This is a genomic window from Arthrobacter sp. efr-133-R2A-63 (assembly GCF_030209795.1).
GTDB classification, from domain to species: Bacteria; Actinomycetota; Actinomycetes; order Actinomycetales; family Micrococcaceae; genus Arthrobacter; species Arthrobacter bambusae_A.
The window spans coordinates 298,042-316,204 of the sequence record NZ_JARVRG010000017.1; the positions used below are offsets into that span (position 1 = coordinate 298,042).

The 18,163-nt window shown below is 63.5% G+C and carries 21 protein-coding genes; 13 read left to right on the forward strand and 8 right to left on the reverse strand.

Going from position 1 to position 18,163, the window contains the following annotated elements; genetic code table 11:
• Positions 1–83: 83 nt before the first annotated feature.
• Positions 84–1,004 (reverse strand): DUF5996 family protein, encoded by a 921-nt coding sequence (locus QRN45_RS09545; RefSeq protein ID WP_241708459.1) that lies wholly within the window; start codon positions 1,002–1,004, stop codon positions 84–86.
• 95 nt (positions 1,005–1,099) lie between these two features.
• Between QRN45_RS09545 and QRN45_RS09550 the strand changes: the two genes are divergently transcribed.
• The 11 genes from QRN45_RS09550 (at position 1,100) to QRN45_RS09600 (ending at position 10,093) form a co-directional block, all read left to right on the forward strand.
• Positions 1,100–2,371 carry a phosphatidylserine decarboxylase family protein gene (locus tag QRN45_RS09550; RefSeq protein ID WP_284763106.1) on the forward strand — a complete coding sequence of 424 codons (1,272 nt, stop codon included), beginning with the start codon at positions 1,100–1,102 and terminating at the stop codon, positions 2,369–2,371.
• 166 nt (positions 2,372–2,537) lie between these two features.
• Positions 2,538–2,954 carry a hypothetical protein gene (locus QRN45_RS09555; protein WP_284763108.1) on the forward strand — a complete coding sequence of 139 codons (417 nt, stop codon included), beginning with the start codon at positions 2,538–2,540 and terminating at the stop codon, positions 2,952–2,954.
• A gap of 9 nt (positions 2,955–2,963) precedes the next feature.
• On the forward strand, positions 2,964–3,764 hold the full coding sequence (locus QRN45_RS09560; RefSeq protein WP_284763109.1) for an MIP/aquaporin family protein: 801 nt from the start codon (positions 2,964–2,966) through the stop codon (positions 3,762–3,764).
• A 20-nt stretch (positions 3,765–3,784) separates the two neighbouring features.
• A complete protein-coding gene (locus QRN45_RS09565; RefSeq protein ID WP_284763110.1) occupies positions 3,785–4,237 on the forward strand; it encodes a hypothetical protein in 453 nt (150 codons plus the stop codon).
• A 465-nt stretch (positions 4,238–4,702) separates the two neighbouring features.
• Positions 4,703–5,422, forward strand: coding sequence for an EamA family transporter (locus tag QRN45_RS09570; protein WP_284763111.1), 720 nt, complete (start codon positions 4,703–4,705; stop codon positions 5,420–5,422).
• Positions 5,397–5,639, forward strand: coding sequence for a hypothetical protein (locus QRN45_RS09575; RefSeq protein WP_284763113.1), 243 nt, complete (start codon positions 5,397–5,399; stop codon positions 5,637–5,639). The genes QRN45_RS09570 and QRN45_RS09575 overlap by 26 nt, the downstream gene beginning before the upstream one ends.
• Before the next feature lie 99 nt (positions 5,640–5,738).
• On the forward strand, positions 5,739–6,152 hold the full coding sequence (locus QRN45_RS09580; RefSeq protein WP_241708452.1) for a hypothetical protein: 414 nt from the start codon (positions 5,739–5,741) through the stop codon (positions 6,150–6,152).
• Positions 6,149–7,285: a cysteine desulfurase family protein gene (locus tag QRN45_RS09585; RefSeq protein ID WP_284763114.1), complete on the forward strand. Its 1,137-nt coding sequence runs from the start codon at positions 6,149–6,151 to the stop codon at positions 7,283–7,285. The genes QRN45_RS09580 and QRN45_RS09585 overlap by 4 nt, the downstream gene beginning before the upstream one ends.
• A 1-nt stretch (position 7,286) precedes the next feature.
• Positions 7,287–7,853 (forward strand): cysteine peptidase family C39 domain-containing protein, encoded by a 567-nt coding sequence (locus QRN45_RS09590; protein WP_284763116.1) that lies wholly within the window; start codon positions 7,287–7,289, stop codon positions 7,851–7,853.
• Between the two features lie 398 nt (positions 7,854–8,251).
• The gene (locus QRN45_RS09595; RefSeq protein WP_284763117.1) at positions 8,252–8,821 is read left to right on the forward strand and encodes an RNA polymerase sigma factor; all 570 of its coding nucleotides are present in this window, start codon (positions 8,252–8,254) and stop codon (positions 8,819–8,821) included.
• A 3-nt stretch (positions 8,822–8,824) separates the two neighbouring features.
• A complete protein-coding gene (locus QRN45_RS09600) occupies positions 8,825–10,093 on the forward strand; it encodes a hypothetical protein (RefSeq protein ID WP_284763118.1) in 1,269 nt (422 codons plus the stop codon).
• Here the strand turns inward: QRN45_RS09600 and QRN45_RS09605 are convergent.
• The 3 genes from QRN45_RS09605 to QRN45_RS09615 all read right to left on the reverse strand — a co-directional run bounded on the left by QRN45_RS09605 (position 10,090) and on the right by QRN45_RS09615 (position 13,189).
• Entirely contained in the window at positions 10,090–11,682 is a 1,593-nt protein-coding gene (locus tag QRN45_RS09605; protein WP_241708446.1) for a GMC family oxidoreductase, read from the reverse strand. The two genes, QRN45_RS09600 and QRN45_RS09605, sit on opposite strands and share 4 nt — an antisense overlap.
• The gene (locus QRN45_RS09610) at positions 11,679–12,446 is read right to left on the reverse strand and encodes a glucose 1-dehydrogenase (protein ID WP_284763120.1); all 768 of its coding nucleotides are present in this window, start codon (positions 12,444–12,446) and stop codon (positions 11,679–11,681) included. Before QRN45_RS09610 ends, QRN45_RS09605 begins: the two co-directional genes overlap by 4 nt.
• A gap of 236 nt (positions 12,447–12,682) precedes the next feature.
• Complete coding sequence (locus QRN45_RS09615; RefSeq protein WP_284763122.1) at positions 12,683–13,189, reverse strand: hypothetical protein; 507 nt, start codon at positions 13,187–13,189, stop codon at positions 12,683–12,685.
• 937 nt (positions 13,190–14,126) lie between these two features.
• On the opposite strand from QRN45_RS09615, the gene QRN45_RS09620 reads away from it, so the two are divergent.
• Entirely contained in the window at positions 14,127–14,870 is a 744-nt protein-coding gene (locus tag QRN45_RS09620) for a hypothetical protein (RefSeq protein WP_284763124.1), read from the forward strand.
• Between the two features lie 119 nt (positions 14,871–14,989).
• Here the strand turns inward: QRN45_RS09620 and QRN45_RS09625 are convergent, their stop codons facing one another.
• The 4 genes from QRN45_RS09625 to map form a co-directional block, all read right to left on the reverse strand.
• A complete protein-coding gene (locus QRN45_RS09625; RefSeq protein WP_284763126.1) occupies positions 14,990–16,000 on the reverse strand; it encodes a LacI family DNA-binding transcriptional regulator in 1,011 nt (336 codons plus the stop codon).
• Positions 16,001–16,081: 81 nt separating this feature from the next.
• A complete protein-coding gene (locus QRN45_RS09630) occupies positions 16,082–16,723 on the reverse strand; it encodes a VC0807 family protein (protein WP_241708441.1) in 642 nt (213 codons plus the stop codon).
• Entirely contained in the window at positions 16,713–16,862 is a 150-nt protein-coding gene (locus tag QRN45_RS09635; RefSeq protein ID WP_284763128.1) for a hypothetical protein, read from the reverse strand. Before QRN45_RS09635 ends, QRN45_RS09630 begins: the two co-directional genes overlap by 11 nt.
• Positions 16,863–16,928: 66 nt before the next feature.
• Positions 16,929–17,711, reverse strand: coding sequence for a type I methionyl aminopeptidase (gene map / locus QRN45_RS09640; protein ID WP_284763129.1), 783 nt, complete (start codon positions 17,709–17,711; stop codon positions 16,929–16,931).
• A 43-nt stretch (positions 17,712–17,754) separates the two neighbouring features.
• Between map and QRN45_RS09645 the strand changes: the two genes are divergently transcribed.
• A complete protein-coding gene (locus tag QRN45_RS09645) occupies positions 17,755–18,057 on the forward strand; it encodes a helix-turn-helix domain-containing protein (RefSeq protein WP_284763130.1) in 303 nt (100 codons plus the stop codon).
• The last annotated feature ends 106 nt before the right edge of the window (positions 18,058–18,163 follow it).

The window sequence follows — 18,163 nt, forward strand, 5'->3', positions numbered from 1 at the left end:
TTCCCTCGCATTGGAGTGCCTCTAGACCACCCATTACTTTACGCCCACAGCCATTCCGCGCCGAAGGAATGTCGGCATCGTCGTCAGCGCCGCCCACGGGCCGGATCCACATCCAGTGCGGTACGGTCCCACCGTCCCGTTTCAGCCGCCGCCTCGTAGGTGGATTGCAGGAACCGCAACAGCATCTTGTCAGCGTCCGACGCCGTGCGGACGTTCTCGTACGGGAGGAGATACAACTTGCCATCGCTGCTATAGAAGGCGCCATCGGCATCGTTGACATATTCTGCGTAACCGGCCGGCTCCGGATAAGAGTATGCATAGAAGGCTCCTTCGTCCCCTCCCCCGGGCCAAAACCCACAGCTGCTGAGCTCGTGGGAATAACCCTCCACCATCACCCAGTCGGCGCAGTTCGGGACACCACCGGGGTGAATAGGCGCGCCACGCCCGGAGAAGCGGGAGTGTGCCAAGTCCATGCCTCCCCAGAAGAAATGGACGGGACTGGCTTTGCCCCGGAATCGCGACCTGAATTCATTCATAACCCGGTCCGACTGGACTAATTGCCTCCAGAACAACCGAATAGCCTCCGGGTCGTAGGAGGCATGTTGAAAGTCCTGGGCAAACGGTATGGCCGGGTCCACCTCGTTCGGAATGCCGCGGATGGTCGCCTCGATACCGAGCCTGCCCAAGGCTTCGAATACTTCGGAGTGGAATTCGGCCACCGACTTGGCTTCGAGGACAACGGATGCCGACGTCCCGTTGCTGGCACGTATGTGCAGCCGATGGTCAAGGAAATCGAATTCGATGTCGTACGCACCGCCGGCGTACGGGATCGCTGATGTGGTCAGTCCGCGCGGGGTGACGTACAACGTTACCTGCCACCAGTGGTTCAACATCGGGGCATGCGCCATACGGATTTTTCCCACAATCTGGGTCCACATGTGCACTGTCTCCCTGGTTGGGGTCCACTCATCGGCGCGAAGCTCGGGCCATTCCGGGTGAGCCATCTCACAATTCTGCCACTCCTGCCGCCCGGACCGCCGGGGATTCTCTGACGCGTTCCCATCGCCCGCCCCGGTCGAGGGCGCGTAGGCTCGGCGCTATGACTATCAACTCTTCATCTGACCGTGTCCGCCGAACGGGTGGCTGGCTGCCCGAGCGACAGGACGAGCTCGAGGAATGGATTGCCGGCCACCGGGAACGGGCGGAGGCCCGGGGCGACGATGCTCCTCTGCATCCCGTGATCGCGGAGTTCAAAGAGCTTATCGCCGGCGATCCGGTTGTCCGCCTCTACATGACAGAGATGATCGAGCAGGTTCCCAAGTCGAAGCCCTACCGCAAACGGCACCTGACAAGCGTTGACCAGATGCTCCGGCTGATCAACGAGGTGCTGACGACCGCCCCGGAGTTCAGCGAAGGTGGCATGGTCACCACGCCGTTGACAGCGATCCTTGACTGGACCATGGGAACCGAGGCCGGGTTCGCCGCCCATCGCGATCCTCGAATCGTCGCCATGTTCCGCAAGATACTGAATGCCTGGTGCGAGTTCCTAAGCAGCGAGGACTCGCTGTACGTGCTGAACGACTCGCCGTCCGGCTGGATGTCGGAGAAGGCGCGGCAGGTTGTCGGGATGGACGACTATGAACATGATCCCCTCGCCGAGCACTGGGGTTTCACTTCGTGGAATGATTTCTTCACCCGCCGCCTCACCTCGACCTCCAGACCCGTTGCTGCACCCGAAGACGACAAAATCATCGTCAGCGCCTGCGAATCGACCCCCTACAAGATAAGCTCCGACGTTCAACGCCAGAGCCGGTTCTGGGTCAAGAACCAGCCTTACTCACTCGAGGATCTGCTCGCCCGGGATGAATCGGTGGATCACTTTGTTGGCGGAACGGTGTACCAGGCGTTCCTGAGCGCACTGAACTATCACCGGTGGCACGCGCCCGTCGCCGGAACGATCGTGCGGGCGTACCTCAAGGACGGTACATACTTCTCCGAGGCAGAATCAGAAGGGCCCGACGCTGTCGAGCCGACCCTCTCGCAGTCATACCTGGCACATGTCGCGGCACGCGCGATCATCCTGATCCAGGCCGACGACCCAGTCATCGGCCTTATGGCGGTGATACCCGTGGGCATGGTCGAGGTCTCGTCCTGCGTCATCGATCCGGAGATCGTCCCGGGCCACCACGTGAACAAGGGCGACGAATTGGGGTACTTCCAGTTCGGCGGCTCCACAGAGTGCCTCGTTTTCCGCCCCGGTGCTATCGACCAGTTCGCTCTCACCGCTATTCCCCAACCGCAGAATCCGGACGCACCCCTCGTACGGGTCCGGTCGAAGCTTGCCACCGCCAGGCATGAGGAGAACGCATGATCAATGCCGACGCCGCGTCGCTGGAGGCAATCGGTGTCAATCCGCTGGATCCGGGGTCGCGTGCTCCCGCAGCTCGCGCCGCCCGGGATCAGGGCTGTCGCCTCGCCGATAATCCGGACCACCGGCAACGCAGGATGCGCGCCACCAACGGATCAGAAGGAGCATCATGACCAAACACGGCCAACCTTCCAACGCCACAGACCACTCCAAGCCGCTGGCGAAGTGGCTGGACAAACCGCAACAACACGACTATCCGGCCGCCGCCCCCTACCTCTCCCTCATCGCCGGGCCCAAAGCCGTCAGCCGGGCGGTCAAGGCCCTGGAGCAGGCGGACACCGTGTCGTTCAAAGCCAAGGACCTTCTGCGTGCGGCGGGGTTGCCACTGCTGCCGGCCGATGACCCGGACGTTGCCAAGGAACTCGGCCGGGTCAGGGCCGGTACGGCACTCTCACCCTGCCTGGTCATCCGCGCCAGCAGGAAAGCCGGGACCACTGCCCGGATCGCGGACGGCTACCACCGGATCTGCGCGTCCAATCATCTGAGCGAAGACACGGTCGTTTCCGCGCGTATCGCCGGGTTCTAGGCTGGAGAGATGCCAATACGCGACGCGGCAGGCCGGTCCGGACGGCGAAGGCACCCCGGCCTCTCGGTCCAAGACCACCGCATGATCCGGACCTTCAACCAACCCGGCAACGGATCACGGCGCCTCATCGGTGAGTTCCTCGGGACCTACCTTCTGGTGCTGGCCGCAGCCGGCGCCGACATCGTAAACACCGCCACACACGGAGGCCTCGGGCACACGGCCATGGTGATGACCCCGGCGCTGACCATCATCGCCGTCGTCCTCTTCGTAGGACCCATTTCCGGGGCCCACCTGAACCCCGTGGTGACTCTGGCGTTCGCCCTGCGCCGGGACTTCCCCTGGCCAAGAGTTCCCGGCTACATCCTCGTCCAGGCTGCCGGGGCGGCGCTCGCGTCCGCCACGCTCCTGGCCGTGTTCGGCCACTACGGCAAGGACGGGATGACCGTTCCGGGCCCGGAATTCACCGATTTTCAGGCTTTCACCCTGGAAGTCCTGCTGACTGCGGGACTCGTCAGCACCGTGCTCGCCGTCGCCTCCGGGGCGCAGAACGTCGGCGCCTTGTCGGCATTCGGAATCGCCGCTTACATCGTCATGGCCGGGCTTTGGGGTGGCCCGGTCAGCGGAGCGTCGATGAACCCGATCAGGTCGTTCGGCCCCGACCTGATCACAGGTGACTTCAGCCGATACTGGATCTACGCCACCGGTCCGGTCGCTGGGGCCCTCCTCGCGGTCGCCATAGCGCATGTCCTGCGGGGCAGGGGCGGCAGGGCCGCCGCCGAAAAAGCCGCCCAGGGCTCCCTGAGCGGCTGAGCCGGGGCGGGCGGACCGGGATGCGCACAAGCGATGGGGAAACCGCAGCCGGACGGCTCGCCGCGAATCGGCGTTTGGCAGCCGTGGCTGCGGCGGCTGTGGCCGCCACGATCGTGGCGGCATTCCTGGTCACCCAGCCGCGGGCCGGCGTCGACGGTCCGCTGCCATCGCCTCCCGGGCCGAGCATCCCGACGACCTCGTCCCAGTCTCCTTCGAGTCCAGGTTCGCCGCCGCAGTCGAGCCCTTCCGGCGTCCCGGGCGATCCGATCAGGCTGATCGGATCGACAATCCCGGTTGGCGCAGCAGCACTGTGGCCGGATGTCACGTTTCCAGTGTCGCCGAGCGCGGGACGCCCAATAGCCCAGGCCGGATCGGTCATCGTGGAGGCGGGATTGCGGGGCAGCACCTTGGTGGTGGCCCACAGCTCCGATTCGGGCGCCACCTGGACGAGCAACCACGTTGGGGTCGCTTGAGAAAACGGACGTCAGAGTACGCTAAGGGCCCCGTTCTCCCTTGGAGGTGTCCCTGGAGGACAAGTAACACAGACTTGTAAAAGCGAAATATCCGTCATCCCGACCTCGGCAGGAAGGGGAGGAAGCTGTCCGCACCGGTTTTTTGACTTGGAAGAGCATCCGCTGGTGCTGTAGCGTGCCGTTGAATTGCGGAGTGTTACGACATATTGGGGAATATAAGCGTATGGCGGCATGGGGGACGGCTGGCGTGGTTTTGTCGTGTGCACGGATCACATGAGGAAGCCAGGGACTGCTTCGGCAGGTGTGGCTGCGGTTGCCGCGAGCCTCACCGCACTGCAACTCGGTAACGGCGTGGCCGTTGGGCTCATTGAAGCCGTCGGCGCGGGAACAGCGACGTGTCTGAGGGTGGGAATCGGAGCTTTGGTGCTCCTACCTGCCCTCTGGTTTGCACGACATTCTGCTGCCGTGTCCGTGCACCGCATCGTTGCTTACGGAGTCGTCTTGGGTTTGATGCAGCTTTGCTTCTATCAAGCAATTTCGCACATCCCGCTGTCTCTGGCGGTTTCGGTTGAATTCGTTGTCCCTTTGGCAATCGGCTGTCTGCGTTCGCGCTCTTGGGCGGTCCGGCCTGCGGTTTTGGGCGCCGTAGCGGGACTTTTCCTCATTGTGGACTACGCCGGTCAGCCGGATCCTGCAGGGATCCTGTGGGCCGTGGCTACCGGGATTCTGTTGAGCGTCTACATCAGGGTAGGGACGGCCATGCCGGCCACGACCCATCCACTGGCAGTGCTATCCAAGGCTTTGTGGGTCGCGTTCCTGGTTATTCTCGCCGGACAGCTCCTGGCCCCGGCTCCCGATTTGCAGACAGCAGGCCCGTTGGCGGGCCAGGCGCTTGTCGTAGCACTGCTGACCATTGTTATTCCATTCTCTCTGGAACTTTTCGCGATGAAGCGTCTGCGCGCGCTTCCCTTCGCGATGGTCTCGGCTTTGGATCCCGCGCTGGCTTCGGCCGTTGGCGTACTTGGCCTGAACCAGTTCCTGGACGGTCGGCAGATCATGGGGCTGATCGTTCTGACCGGGTGTGCCGCACTCAGCGTCTGGACGGATACACGCGCTCAAACAAGCAACCAACTGACATCTGAAGAACGAGGAGTAGAAGTTGAAAACGAACCAATTGCTGTCTGAATTGGACTTGTCCTTTCCGTTAAAGCGTGACACCCAGGTACTGATTGCGTGCGGCTACTTCGACGTCTCAACGGGAATCGATGACTTCGCCGTGGAATCGATGAAGTCGGGCCTACGTCTCGGGGACGAACTCCAAAGCACCTATTCTCTGACGCGGAGACCGGCGTACACCATCATCGTCAACGACCTGGGCATGGACTGTTCCCAGGATGTGTGAGAGCTGCGGACCGCAGCCACCGCCGAAGTCGATACGTCGGCGCTTCTGGAACTCTGTGCCCCTTTCGGGGTGAGCTTCGAGGTTGTGAAGGAACGTACGTTGCGGAATCGTTCCGCCCGGTTCCTCAAGCGATGGCTGAAAGACATGGACTCGGACGAATCGCTGCGGCTGGAAGGGACCGAAATCCTCTTCGACTCCGACCTCTACCCGAAAGTCATTGCCGGGGCCGTCAACGAGGCAGGGGCGGGCATTCCACGTTGCCCGCTCATTGTCAGCGAGTACCTCGATTTGTCGTTCAAACGACTAAGCGCATCACGGCAGCGATCCTCCCGGGTCGTCTTTGATTTCAACCGGGTAGCGGACAAGGACAAAGTCATCAAGGGAACAGAGATGTACCTCGCCCGGAAATCCCAGGGGCAGGAAGCCGTTGTGCAGGTGTTCTTCGATGCAAAGACACACGATTTCGTCTCGATCCCCTACAGTTCCGAGGACCTTGGGCGGAGAGCAGCATGATCTACCTGGATTATCAGGCAACGACCCCGCTAGACGACGAGGTTGCTGATCTCGTTGACAGCGCCGGACGCCGGTTCTGGGCCAACCCGTCCAGCCCGCACATGGCAGGGATGAGGAGCCAGGAGGCCATCGAAGGCGCGCGACGGAAGATGGTCCGGCTTCTTGGCTGCCGTCCCCGTGAGCTGTTCTTCACTTCAGGCGCCACCGAGGCCAACAACTGGGCCATATCCATGGTCAAAGCCAGCCAGGAACACCACATCATCACCACGGCGATAGAACACAAATCCATGCTGGATGCCTGCCGGGCCTTCCAACGGGGCGGCGGGGACCTCACCGTGCTCCCGGTAGACAACAACGGATTCGTGAACCCCACCGAGGTGAAGAGGGCCATCAAACCGACGACGCGGCTTGTCTCGGTCATGGCGGCCAACAACGAAATCGGCTCGGTCCAGCCCATCGCCGACATCGCTTTGGTCACGGGAGAGGCCGGGGTCCCTCTTCATTCCGACGCCACCCAGGCCATCGGCTACCTGATTGAGGACATCACCCAGTACCCCGCCGACCTGGTCAGTTTCTCCAGCCACAAGCTTTACGGGCCCAAAGGAATCGGTGCCCTGTACATCAGTGACAAGTTCCAGACCTCCAACAAGGGTGTCCCCTCCCTGCTTCACGGCGGAGGACAAGAGGGCGGCAAACGCCCCGGAACCCAGAACCTCCCGGCGATAGTCGGCTTCGCGAAAGCCCTCGAGCTATCCCGGGCAGCATTGACGGACGAACGGTCACGGGTCAAACAGCTCAAGAGCATGTTCCTGGATCTTCTGCTATCCCACCACCCCGACATCATGACCAACTCCCCGCAGGAGCTTTGCCTGCCGAACTGCCTGAACATCAGGATCCCCGGCCTGGACGCCGGGGAACTCATGTCCGCGGTTCCGCACGTAGCGATCTCGGCCGGTTCTGCATGCAACAGCAACGACCAGCAACCCTCCCACGTGCTCATGGCCATCGGGCTGTCCGCAGCCGAGGCCCGGTCCAGCCTACGAATAGGATTCGGAAGAACAACAACCCCCGAAGAAACCCGCGACGCTGCGCTGGCCATTTCCGCGGCCGTTTCCCTCATGAAAGCCTCGTGAAATGCCAGCGGCTGAGACCGGTGAAAGAGTTCCCTTCTACAGCTCCATGGTCAGCCACGACTGGGAAGCCCTGGGCTACCCGTCCCGGAACGCGGCACGGTTCTGGGACACCAGATCCTGCGGCGTCGCATGCCTGCGCATGGTCTACGCACAGCTCCTCCCCGGCATGCATGTTCTTCCGGCAACGATCACCGAGGAACTTCTCCATGACGGCGCCTACACCGAACAAACCGGCTGGCACCACGCCGGACTGGCCCGCCATGGGCAAAAGAACGGACTCGAAGCCGACCGGTTACAGTTCTCGACCACGGAAGAATTCATCGAAACCGCCCGAGGGCCGGGGGCACTCATCGTTTCCGTCGGCCCCTCCTTCGAATCTCCCGGCAAATCAGGTGACCTAGCAGTGCTAGCAGCCATAACGACTTCCAGCGACCTGCTGATCCACCGGCCCTCAAGCCATCACCCTATCGAAGGGCGAAACATCCGTCTTGATCCCGCGACGTTCTGGGACCACTTCTCAGGCCGGGCAATTCATTTCCGGAATAGGCGGCAAGAAGCCGGGCTTTGAGTCCTCAAAGCCCGGCTTCACAGTTGTTTACCGCTCGAGGCTGGGAGCAAGCGGTAGTTGGCGGGCACGGAGATACTGAGATCGCGGGCGACGTCGACCACGAGCGTTTTCAATGTTCCGGCCCGTGGCTGTGGTCCGGGTTGGGTGTCTTGGCGTGGCTGGTCGCTTTAGCGCGCTGGTTCTGGGCGGCGCGGCCGGCAAAGGCGCGGCCCTTTGCTGCCTCCTGGGCGGGTGTGCCTCGGGTGGGCGGCTTTGGCCGGTACTACTGTTCGGTGCACCATTTCGGTTCGGTCTCCTGGACAGCTGCGAGTTTCCGGGCGGCGTGGGTGGAACTCGGGCACTGGCAAGGCACAGCGGGAACTTTTGTGCTCGCGGAGACATGAATGGGTATGGAGACCATGAGTTCGTCCATCTCAGACCAGGTGTTGTGGGACCGCAGCGTTGCAGGCGATACAGACGCCTTCCGCGACCTGTTCGTTCGACATCGCGACGCGGTCTACAACTACTGCTTCCGCCGAACGGCCTCGTGGGACGCCGCGGAGGATCTCACGTCCTCCGTGTTCCTGGAGGTCTGGCGGGGCCGACGACAGCTGGCTCTGGATCGGGAGTCAGCTCTGCCATGGCTGATCGGAACCGCATCGAATCTGGTGCACAGCAGGACGCGGTCCGCTGCGCGACGTTTCGCTATCGAGCGGCAAGCGGCTCCGCGCGACGAGGTCACAGATCCCGCTGAGGACGTCGCCGAGCACATCGATTCCGAGCGGCGGATGGCCGCCGTTCTGGCTGCCATAAGACGCCTCCCCCGAGGCGAGCAAGAAGTCCTGGCCGCGTGTGTGTTCGCCGAGCTCGACTACAAAGCGGCCGCGGATGCCCTGCATGTGCCGATAGGCACCGTGCGCTCACGGCTGTCCCGCGCCCGGGCCCGCCTTCAGGAGATCAACCGACCCGCAGAAGCCCGAGGGGAATAGACGATGAACATCTTCGATGAAGTGCCCGCCAAGCGGCGCATGCCCGAAGACGCCGAGCGCCGTGCATGGGCGCGAATCAAAGAAGGCATACACGCAGGCGAGGAGAAAACAGCACACGGGCGGCCCCACGCGAAGTGGCGCTTCACAGCCTTGGCTGCCGCGGCGGCTGCGGCCATCGCCGCGGCGTTCCTGATCATCCAACCGTGGGCAGGCGTCGGCGGTCCGCCCCTATCGGCTCCAGGGGCCAGCAGCCCGAACACCTCCCAGTCTCCTTCGGGCACTGACTCGCTGCCCCCGTCGAGCCCTACCGGTGTCCCGGGCGAACCGATCATGCTGATCGGATCGACAAACCCGGTTGGCGCGGCGTCACTGTGGCCGGATGTCGTGTTTCCGGTGGCGCCAAGCACGGGCCGCTCGATCGCCCAGGCGGGATCCGTCATCGTTGAGGCAGGGGTGCAGGGCACCACCATGGTAGTGGCCAACAGCTCCGATTCGGGCGCCACATTGACGACCAACCAGGTTGTCCTGCCGACCCCGGTGCCATACGTCGACGTATCGCTCTCCGGTGACGGCAAGCACTGGATAGTCGGCCCGCCACACGAAGGAGGGGCGACGGTGTCGACCTACACGGGCGCCTACGTCTCGACGTCGGGCGGCGCTCTCCAGCGGGTCTCCCTGCCAGGCCCGGCATCGCATGCCGCCTGGGCTGGATCAACCCTGCTCGTGAGCGGCGGAGCGATGGACACCCACCTCTGGTCGAGCACCGACAACGGCCAATCCTTCACGGACATCAGCCCGAGCATCCAAGGATCGATGCCGCCACCGGGGTACCAGGGCGCTCCCTCGATCTCGCTCCTGCAACTGGGCACCGGGGTGGCAGCTGTCGCACTAGCACCGAATGGAACCGGAAGCACTGCGACCGTCTACGTGACGCATGACGGCGCCACGTTCAAAAAGGGCGCCTCGGCGGAGCTCCCGAACATCGCCCCCGGGCCGCTCAACGGCCTCGCCAGCACCTACGGCAGCGACGCCGCCATCGTGACCAGCGCCGTACAGCTACTCAAGGTCACCGCCGACGCCCAGTTCCAGCCGATCGCGACGTCGGGGATCCCCTTAGGGGCTAACTCGCTCGGAATCCAATTCCGAGACGCCGCCAAGGGCCTCGTCGACGCGACCAAGACCACCTGCACTGCCGGGAAGACCGGCTGCACCACACTCACCACCCGGTACACGACCGCCGACGGCGGCACCAACTGGACCCCGGCACCTTAGAGGATGCGCTCGGCGATGCGGTCGGCGACGCGCAAAGCGTTGGCGATGATGGTCAAAGTCGGATTCACCGCGCCGATGGAGGGCATGAAACTGCCATCGACGACGTAGAGGTTGTCAAGGTCGTAGGCTTTGCAGTCCAGATCCAGGGCTGCAGCCGCGGGGTCGGATCCGAAGCGGACCGTTCCGGCCTGATGGGCGGTGGCTGCGATGTCCATGTCCTTGTGGGGGTAGATGCTGCGTGCGAAAGAAGTCGAACGTGCATCGAGTCTGTTCAGGACGCCGTCGAACGCTTTCCGAAGTCGTTTGACGCCCTCGGTGTTGTTGTCGGGCTGAAGTGCCAGCTGCACGGACCCGTCGGCGCGCAGCGTCACCCGGCTCTCGGGCAAGGGAAGGTCTTCCCCCGCCAACCAGAAGTCGAGCGCGTGCGACGCGACCGCCCCGAAAGCGGCGGACGGTCCAAGCCCGAACGGCTTGGGCGCTTCCGCTTTGATCTGCCAGTCGTCCGATTTGCCCAGCATCTGGACATTCCCCATCGGATATTCCCATTCCGCGCTGGGACCGTAGAAGTCGTTCAGGGCCAATGTTTTCTGGAACACGGTGGGATTGGGGTCTTTTGACACGGCCATCAAACCGACGTTGTTATGCCGCATGTAATGCCTTCCAACGACGTCGGAACTGTTCGCCAGCCCGCGGGGGTGCCGCTCGTTGGCTGACTGAAGCAGCAGCACCGTTGAAAGGATCGATCCGGCTGAGAGGACCACGATGTCTCCGACGAAGGTTCGGGCGCTTCCGTCCTCCATGGTTGCGTGGACCCCCGTGATGGTGCGGCCGGTCTCATCGGTTGTGAGGCGCTGGACGGTGGCCCGGGTGATCAGGGTCAGGTTTGGGTGCGCGGCCAATGCGGGGCTCACGGCCGCGGTTTCGGCATCGGACTTGGCGCCCAGGAGGCAAGGGAAGCCGTCAACCCGGTCGCAGCGGATGCACACGGAGCCAACCGCGGCAGTGCCGTCCTGGTTTTGATCCAGATTGATGCCCAGGGGCAGGTGGAAAGGGTGGAGTCCGAGTTTTTCGAGCCCGTCGGAGAGTTCCTGGATCCGTGGTTCGTGCTTCACCGGCGGGTGCGCATAGTCGCGGCTCGATGGCCCGGCGAAGGGATCCTCACCGTGCAGGCCGTGGACCATGAACTGGTGTTCGGCCTGGACATAGTAGGGTTCAAGATCTGCATAGCTGATGGGCCATGCCGGCGAGATCCCGCCGTGGTGGCGGATTTGTCCGAAGTCTTCCGGGGTAAGCCTGAAAAGCGCAGCCCCGTAGACCTTCGAATTGCCGCCTACGTAATAGTGCAACCCTGGATGGAACGGTTTGCCGGTCCGGTCGTAGAAGGTTTCGGCTGCTGTGTAGCGGCCCTTGGCGAACACCTCGCGGGAGTCCCAGTTGGCCCGCTCGCGCTTGAGGTAATCGCCCCGTTCCAGGAGCAGGATCCGCTTGCCGGTCCTGGCCAGTCTGCCGGCAAGGGTGCCGCCGGCGGGTCCGCTACCAATGACGACGACGTCGTACGCGTCACCTGCGTCGGTGGAGTGCGCGTTCACAGGCCGACGCTCCCCTGCATGATGCCGCCATCGACGAAGACGGAAGTCGAGGTCACATAGGCAGACGTGTCGGAGGCAAGGACAACGGCCATGCGGGCGATTTCCTCCGGCTTTGCCATGCGTCCGAGCGGTATGGCAGCATTCAGGGACTTCAGCTTCCCGGCATCAGCCATGGTGGAGGCATTGATGGGAGTTTCCACCGCGCCGGGGCACAGGTTGAGGACACGGATACCGTGCTCGCCAAGTTCAACACCGGCCGTGCGCGTGAGCATCCTCATCCCGCCTTTCGAGACGCAATAGGCGGTGTTGCCGGGCATCGGCCAATCCTCGTGGACGGAGGAAACATTCAAGATCACCCCGCCACGGCCTTGGAGGATGAACTGCTTCGCCGCCAGTTGGGTGCCGAAGAACGCGCTCTTGAGGTTGATGTCGAGCACTTTCTGGTACTGCTCCTCCGAGGTTTCCAACACGGAGGTCCGGGTTTCGATCCCGGCATTGTTAACGAGTACATCCAAGCTACCGAAGGCTTCGACTGCCTTTTGCACGAGTGCCTGCAAACCCGCGAGCGAGCTGATGTCGGCTTCGAGTCCGACAGCTTTCCCGCCAGCCTCCTCGACGCGGGCGATCAGGGATGAGGTCTCTTCGGGGTGCGCTACGTAGTCGATGACAATGTTGGCGCCCTCGGCCGCCGCGGCGAGCACGATCGCTTCACCGATTCCGCTGTTGCCGCCCGTCACTATGACTGTCTTGTCTTTCAGGAGCATGGCTGTATTCCGTCCTGTTGAGTTCTCCGGCTGATGCCGGGCGCTTGTACCGGATGATGATGGTCCGGGAGCGTCCGGTGTGGATGTAGGGCTCATGGTACCCAGTCCAGCTGGATGCACATGGGGTGGCAGCCACAACGGTCCAGCCGGGGGCGACACGCCACCGGAGCCGGCGCCCCTTTGGGGCTCGCGTCAACTCGCGGCGAGGACGCTCTTCGTGACTGGTGGAGATTGGCTCAAGGATCCCCTGCATGGGCTTTGCTTGGACCTCCGGAAGGCGTGCGATGCAACAAGGCCAACGCCCGCGTAACCGACATGTCCGCCCGGGCGACTATCAAGGCTGTCAGCAAGGCAGCGGCAACGTGCGTGTCCAGCATCAGATCCGGTGAGTGCCCGGACGAAACGAAAGGCACCGCGGTCAACTGCCCAGGCTGAAATCCCGTCACCCCATGCTGATGCTGGGCAGGTGCCGGAACCGAGAAGCTTCCGGAGAGCCGGTCGAAAGCCAGATGCAGAACCTGCTGGGTCACGCCGCAGAGTATGAGCAACAACCAGTTCGGCAGATATATCCGGGACACCAGCGAGGCGCACATGCTCAGCAGAGCCGTCAATGCGATCAGCACCGGGGCTCCGGGAGATACTCCACCTGAGACCAGGTGGGCTACCAGCCCCAGTCCGACCGCCGCCGGCCCGACTTCCCACCCTGGGAATCTTCGACGTCCATGGGATTTCTGCTCATCCACGCCCGGTCTCTCCGTTCCGTCGTTGGACGGGTTCCGCTCTCCTCCATGGTGCCGCCGTTTCGCACCCGAAGGAAGGCTTTCCGGGGCACATTCACCCGATTGGCGCCTGCGCTCCCGCTCAGCTCAACGATGTGTCGGCATCGGCGAGACCCACGCAATAATCATCGGTTATTTGAGAACAGCGACGGCGAGCGCGCGTACCCGCACCCCTTGGAACCTTTCAGGGTGAGTGCTTCGTGATCCGGATCTCGGCGCGGGCGGCCGAAGACCCGACGGTTCCCGAGGGGAGAGCGACCCGGGCCGACACAGGCCCAACCACAAAGTGGATCTGCTCCACGTGTGGGCTCCCGCATGAAAACGAAACACTCACCTTGGAACTGCTGCTGGAGCCTTGCTGGGAAACAGTCAGCAAAGCCTGGGGTGCGCCCACGCAGGCCGCGGTCACAGAGTAATCCCCGCTGTCCACGGCGTTATACCCGACTGCGAATGCCGATGGTGGGCCGGTAAGTCCTCCCGATCCCTCCAGCACCGTTCCAGCGGGCTTGAGCCCCATGACTTGCCGGAGGTCAGCCACTGTCGAAGAGGCCCCAGTCAGCGCTGCCGGGGTTGTCTCGGATTGTGGCGAGTAGGAACACGCGCTCAGACCGGCTATCAGCAGGACCGATGTGGCCGTAGCCGCGGTTCGCACTGGACGGCCTTCCATGCAACGGTCCCGCCGATTTACACCTCTCCGGACCTTTGGCGCCATCATCGTTGCCCCCACACGCCTCTTTGGCTGAATTGAACAAACGGTAGCCCCTAGCCAGGCGCGGCGGAAGCGGCATCCTGTTCAGAGCCAGGCTAATTCCCGGATCTAGGATCTGGATCGACTTTGTCTTGCCAGGAATCGCGTCCAAAGCACGTGGACAAGTCCAGTGCCACGTGCTGACATGTAGGCATGCAGCCCTCGGCGCGCGATAAGCGGATCCGGATCTGCGGCGGACTGGTCATCATGGCCTTGGCGATCCTCTCGCTGGTCATGGTTTTCGCGTCCGGCCGCGAGCATTGGGCTGATATTCCGCTGGACGCCTTATACGGAATCCAGGCGCTGTTCACACTGGGCGCAGGCATCTATCTCGCCAGCGGCTGGCGCAAGGCAGCTCAAATGGTGATGGCTCCAGGGCGGCCCCGGCGTATTGCGCTGGCCGCTATTGCCGTGGCCGGAACAGCCGCAGTCGCCTGGGGATTCACGAACGGCGCCAAGGCTCTCATCACAGCGGCGTTGTGGCCGAACATGGTTGGCTTGTGGACTCTGCTGCAGTTCAGGACCATTGCCGAGCGCTTCCAACACAAGGAGCAATGGACCACCGCGTTGACCCTCGAATTCGCTTTGGAGTCCCTGGCCCGCGTCTTCCGTCAGCCCGGGCTGAGCGTGACGACGGCCGGCCAGGACGTGTGGGTCAAGATAGAACGGGAATGGAACGGAGGAACCTGGTCCCACAAGGACGCAGCCCGTTATATGAAATCGGTGACGGGCCTCCATTTTCGGATTGAAGAGATCGTCGGCGGGACCCGGATCACTGCCAACAGCGGAGACCGGACCGTGGGAGGCATGTACGACGTTCTGAAGCTCTCCGAGGAGATGAGCGCGACCGCGGTGGAACTGGCCCGGCAAGCAACCGCCCGCCACCACGAGGGCTGACACTGTCCTGGCTTTCAATCCGGATGCTTGCCCTCACGAACGTACGCAGATCGGACAGGACTCCCGCGTCCCGGGCCTTGACCGGAAACGTTCCCAAGTGCGTGGCTACCGCGGGGCGGTCAAGCGGGGGCCGACGTGCTTTGGCGCACCACCAACTCCGGCTCCACCAGGGTGGCGCCGGTGCTTTCCCAGCCCTCGATCCCGCGCAGTATGAGGTCCATGCAGCGGCGGCCGAGTTCTTCGAAGTCCTGGTGCACGGTGGTCAACGGCGGCGTGAAGTAGCCCGATTCGGGCTGGTCATCGAAACCCACCACCGAAACGTCCTCGGGCACGCGGACGCCGGCCTCGTTGAACGCACGCAGCACGCCCAAAGCCATCTGGTCATTTCCCACAAAGAGCGCCGTGGCGGTCCTTTCACCGGCGAGCTTCCTGCCGATCTCATAGCCGCTACCGGCGCTCCAGTCCCCCACCACCAGCAAGTCATCCTCAAGGCCCGCGGCCCGCAAGGCCGCACTCCACCCTTCGGCTCGGGCCGCCCCGTCGATCCAGTCCTGCGGACCGGCCACGTGCCCGATCCTGCGATGTCCCTGCTCCACCAGGTGCCTCACGGCCAGTTCCGCGCCGCGCTTCTGGTCCACCATGGCGCCGCCGACGGAGGCGTCGCCCAGCGATCCCGCGGCCACTACGGGAACCCCTGGGTTCATTTCCGCCACCGCCGGCAGGGTGTCCGGATGCGGCACGATCACCACGATCCCGTCCACCGACTGGTCCAGGAAATGCCGGACCGCATCAAGGATCACCTCGCGATTGACCGTCCGAAGGGCTGCGATACTGACGAAATAGCCGGCATCCCTCGCCGCCTGCTCGACGCCCAGCAAGGTGTTCGCAGGGCCGTATTGAGCCAGCTCGCTCGCCAGGACGCCGATGGTCCGGGAACGCCGGGTCACCAGGCTCTGTGCAGCAGTGTTGCGCCGGTATCCTAGTTCGGCAATGGCCGCCTCCACCCGCTCACGGGTCCCCTTGCTCACGTTGGGGTGGTCATTGATCACCCGGGACACCGTCTGGTGCGAAACTCCCGCCCGCTCCGCCACATCCTCAAGCCGAGGCAAGCGCCCGCTGGTATTTGTCATGGGGCTATTGTGGTCGATCCGGTGCGCAACCACGCAACGCGCCGCGAGCACCAGGCTTCCGACGAGCTGACAACAACGCTGTCAGGACGACCACGCTGCTTGCCGTCTTTTCCGGTCCCAGACTGTCCATGCGATGAGGGCGGCGAAAGCGATCACTGCCAGGGCGGCGGAAAGCCCCACCATGACATCAATGGGCAGCAAATAGAGTAGGACGGCCCGTACGCAGGCTTCGGCAATCAGTCCCGCACCCCAAACGGCGGAGACCTTCAGGTGCCAGCGGTGCGCCGCCGGATTACTGTGGAAATCGCGGTCCATTTCCGCGGCGCGCTCCGGTCTCCACGTTTTGGCTGCGTCCAAAGTCAGGGGATGACCCAGCGCGGCGAGAACCAGGAACGAAATGCCCATGCCACCGGTGATTGCCGAATCCTTGAGCAGCAGAAACCGCGGGTCACCGGTGAGGAAGGACAGAACCAGCCCGAGTCCGAAGACGATGACCATCAGCATCGCAAACGGGTTCAGGGAGTGCCGTTTGGAGGCTGTCCAGAACAGCCGGCAGCCAGCTGCCGCCGTCGCCGCCAGCAGCGCAGCCCAGTCCGTGGCACCGGCTAGGTGCAGGGCGTAGTAGACGGCCAGCGGCGCCCCCACGTCCCAGGCGAGGCCGCGCACCAACGTACGCATCATGAATGTCGGACGCAACGGTCCCGAAGCTTGCTCAGCGTTCACTGGCGCGCGTCCATTTACGGAAACAGGGCCGTTCCATTGTCCCGATTGGCGGAATCGCCGCAACGGCGACCGCGCCGAAATCGATGATCACCGGAGCCGCCATTTCAGCTCCTCCTCCGCTCATGACCGAGAGCTTCATGCGCCAGCAACGCCATGCTAGGTCCGTGCAAGAAGCCTCGTCAACGGGTCGCGGGCTCGCCTCACTTCACGAGTGCGCCTGCGTCGCCATCGTAAGGATTTCAGCCCCGCCCTCGGTGATCGCGATCGTGTGCTCACTGTGTGCTGTCCGGCAGCCTGTCGCACTTCGGAGCGTCCACCCGTCCGCGTCCGTGATGAGTTCGGCGGTGTCCGCCATGACCCACGGCTCGAGTGCCAGCAGCAGCCCTGGACGCAGTTCATATCCGCGTCCGGGCCGTCCGGTGTTCGGAATGTGCGGGTCCTGATGCATCGTCGATCCGATGCCGTGACCGCCGAACTCGGTGTTGATCGGGTACCCCGCCTCGCTCAGGACGGAGCCGATGGCATGGGAGATGTCGCCGATGCGGGCCCCCGGCACGGCAGCAGCTATCCCTGCGCTCAACGCGCGCTCGGTGGCGCCGATCATCGCGACGCTCGCCGGGGGCCGGGAGTCCCCCACGATGAAACTGATGGCAGAGTCCGCGGCGACCCCACCCTTGGAAACGGCGAGGTCCAGAGTCAACAGGTCGCCGTCGGCAAGCGAGTAGTTGCGTGGAAGTCCGTGGAGCACGGCGTCGTTGACTCCCGTGCAGATGTAGTGGCCGAACGGTCCACGACCGAAGGAAGGCGCGTAGTCGACGTAACAGGACAGTGCACCCGCCTCGACGATCATGGCCTTGGCCCACCGGTCGATGTCCAGCAGGTCCGTGCCGACCGTGGCGCGGCTCTTCAGCGTCTGCAGGATGTCAGCGACCAGCGCGCCTGTCTCTTTTGCACGTGCCAGTTCAGCGGCATTCAGAATCTCAATCATCCAATAACTATACCGGCCATATTATCCCGGTATAATCGGAGGCATGGTCAGATTGCCGCTCACATTAGACGAGGTGGAGCGCGGACGGCGCCTCGGTGCCCTGTTGCGTCGCGCCAGGGGCCAGCGCTCGATTCTCGACATCGCCCTCGATGCGCAGGTCTCACCGGAAACCCTCCGGAAGATTGAGACGGGCCGCGTAGCGACCCCTGCCTTCCCCACCATCGCCGCGATCGCCGAGGTCCTGGGGCTCTCCCTCGATGTGGTGTGGGCCGAGATCAACCAGCCCGAACGTGCCGTCGAATCGACCCTCCCTGATCACAAGACACGTGAGCGCTTAGCCTCGTAAATCCCGCAACTGCCGTTCACTTCTTCTCCATGACCGCTATCTGTGGGGTGCCGCGCTGGGTGGCGGCCCAGCTGGCGAGGACTTTCAGGGCGTCCTCGGAGGGGGT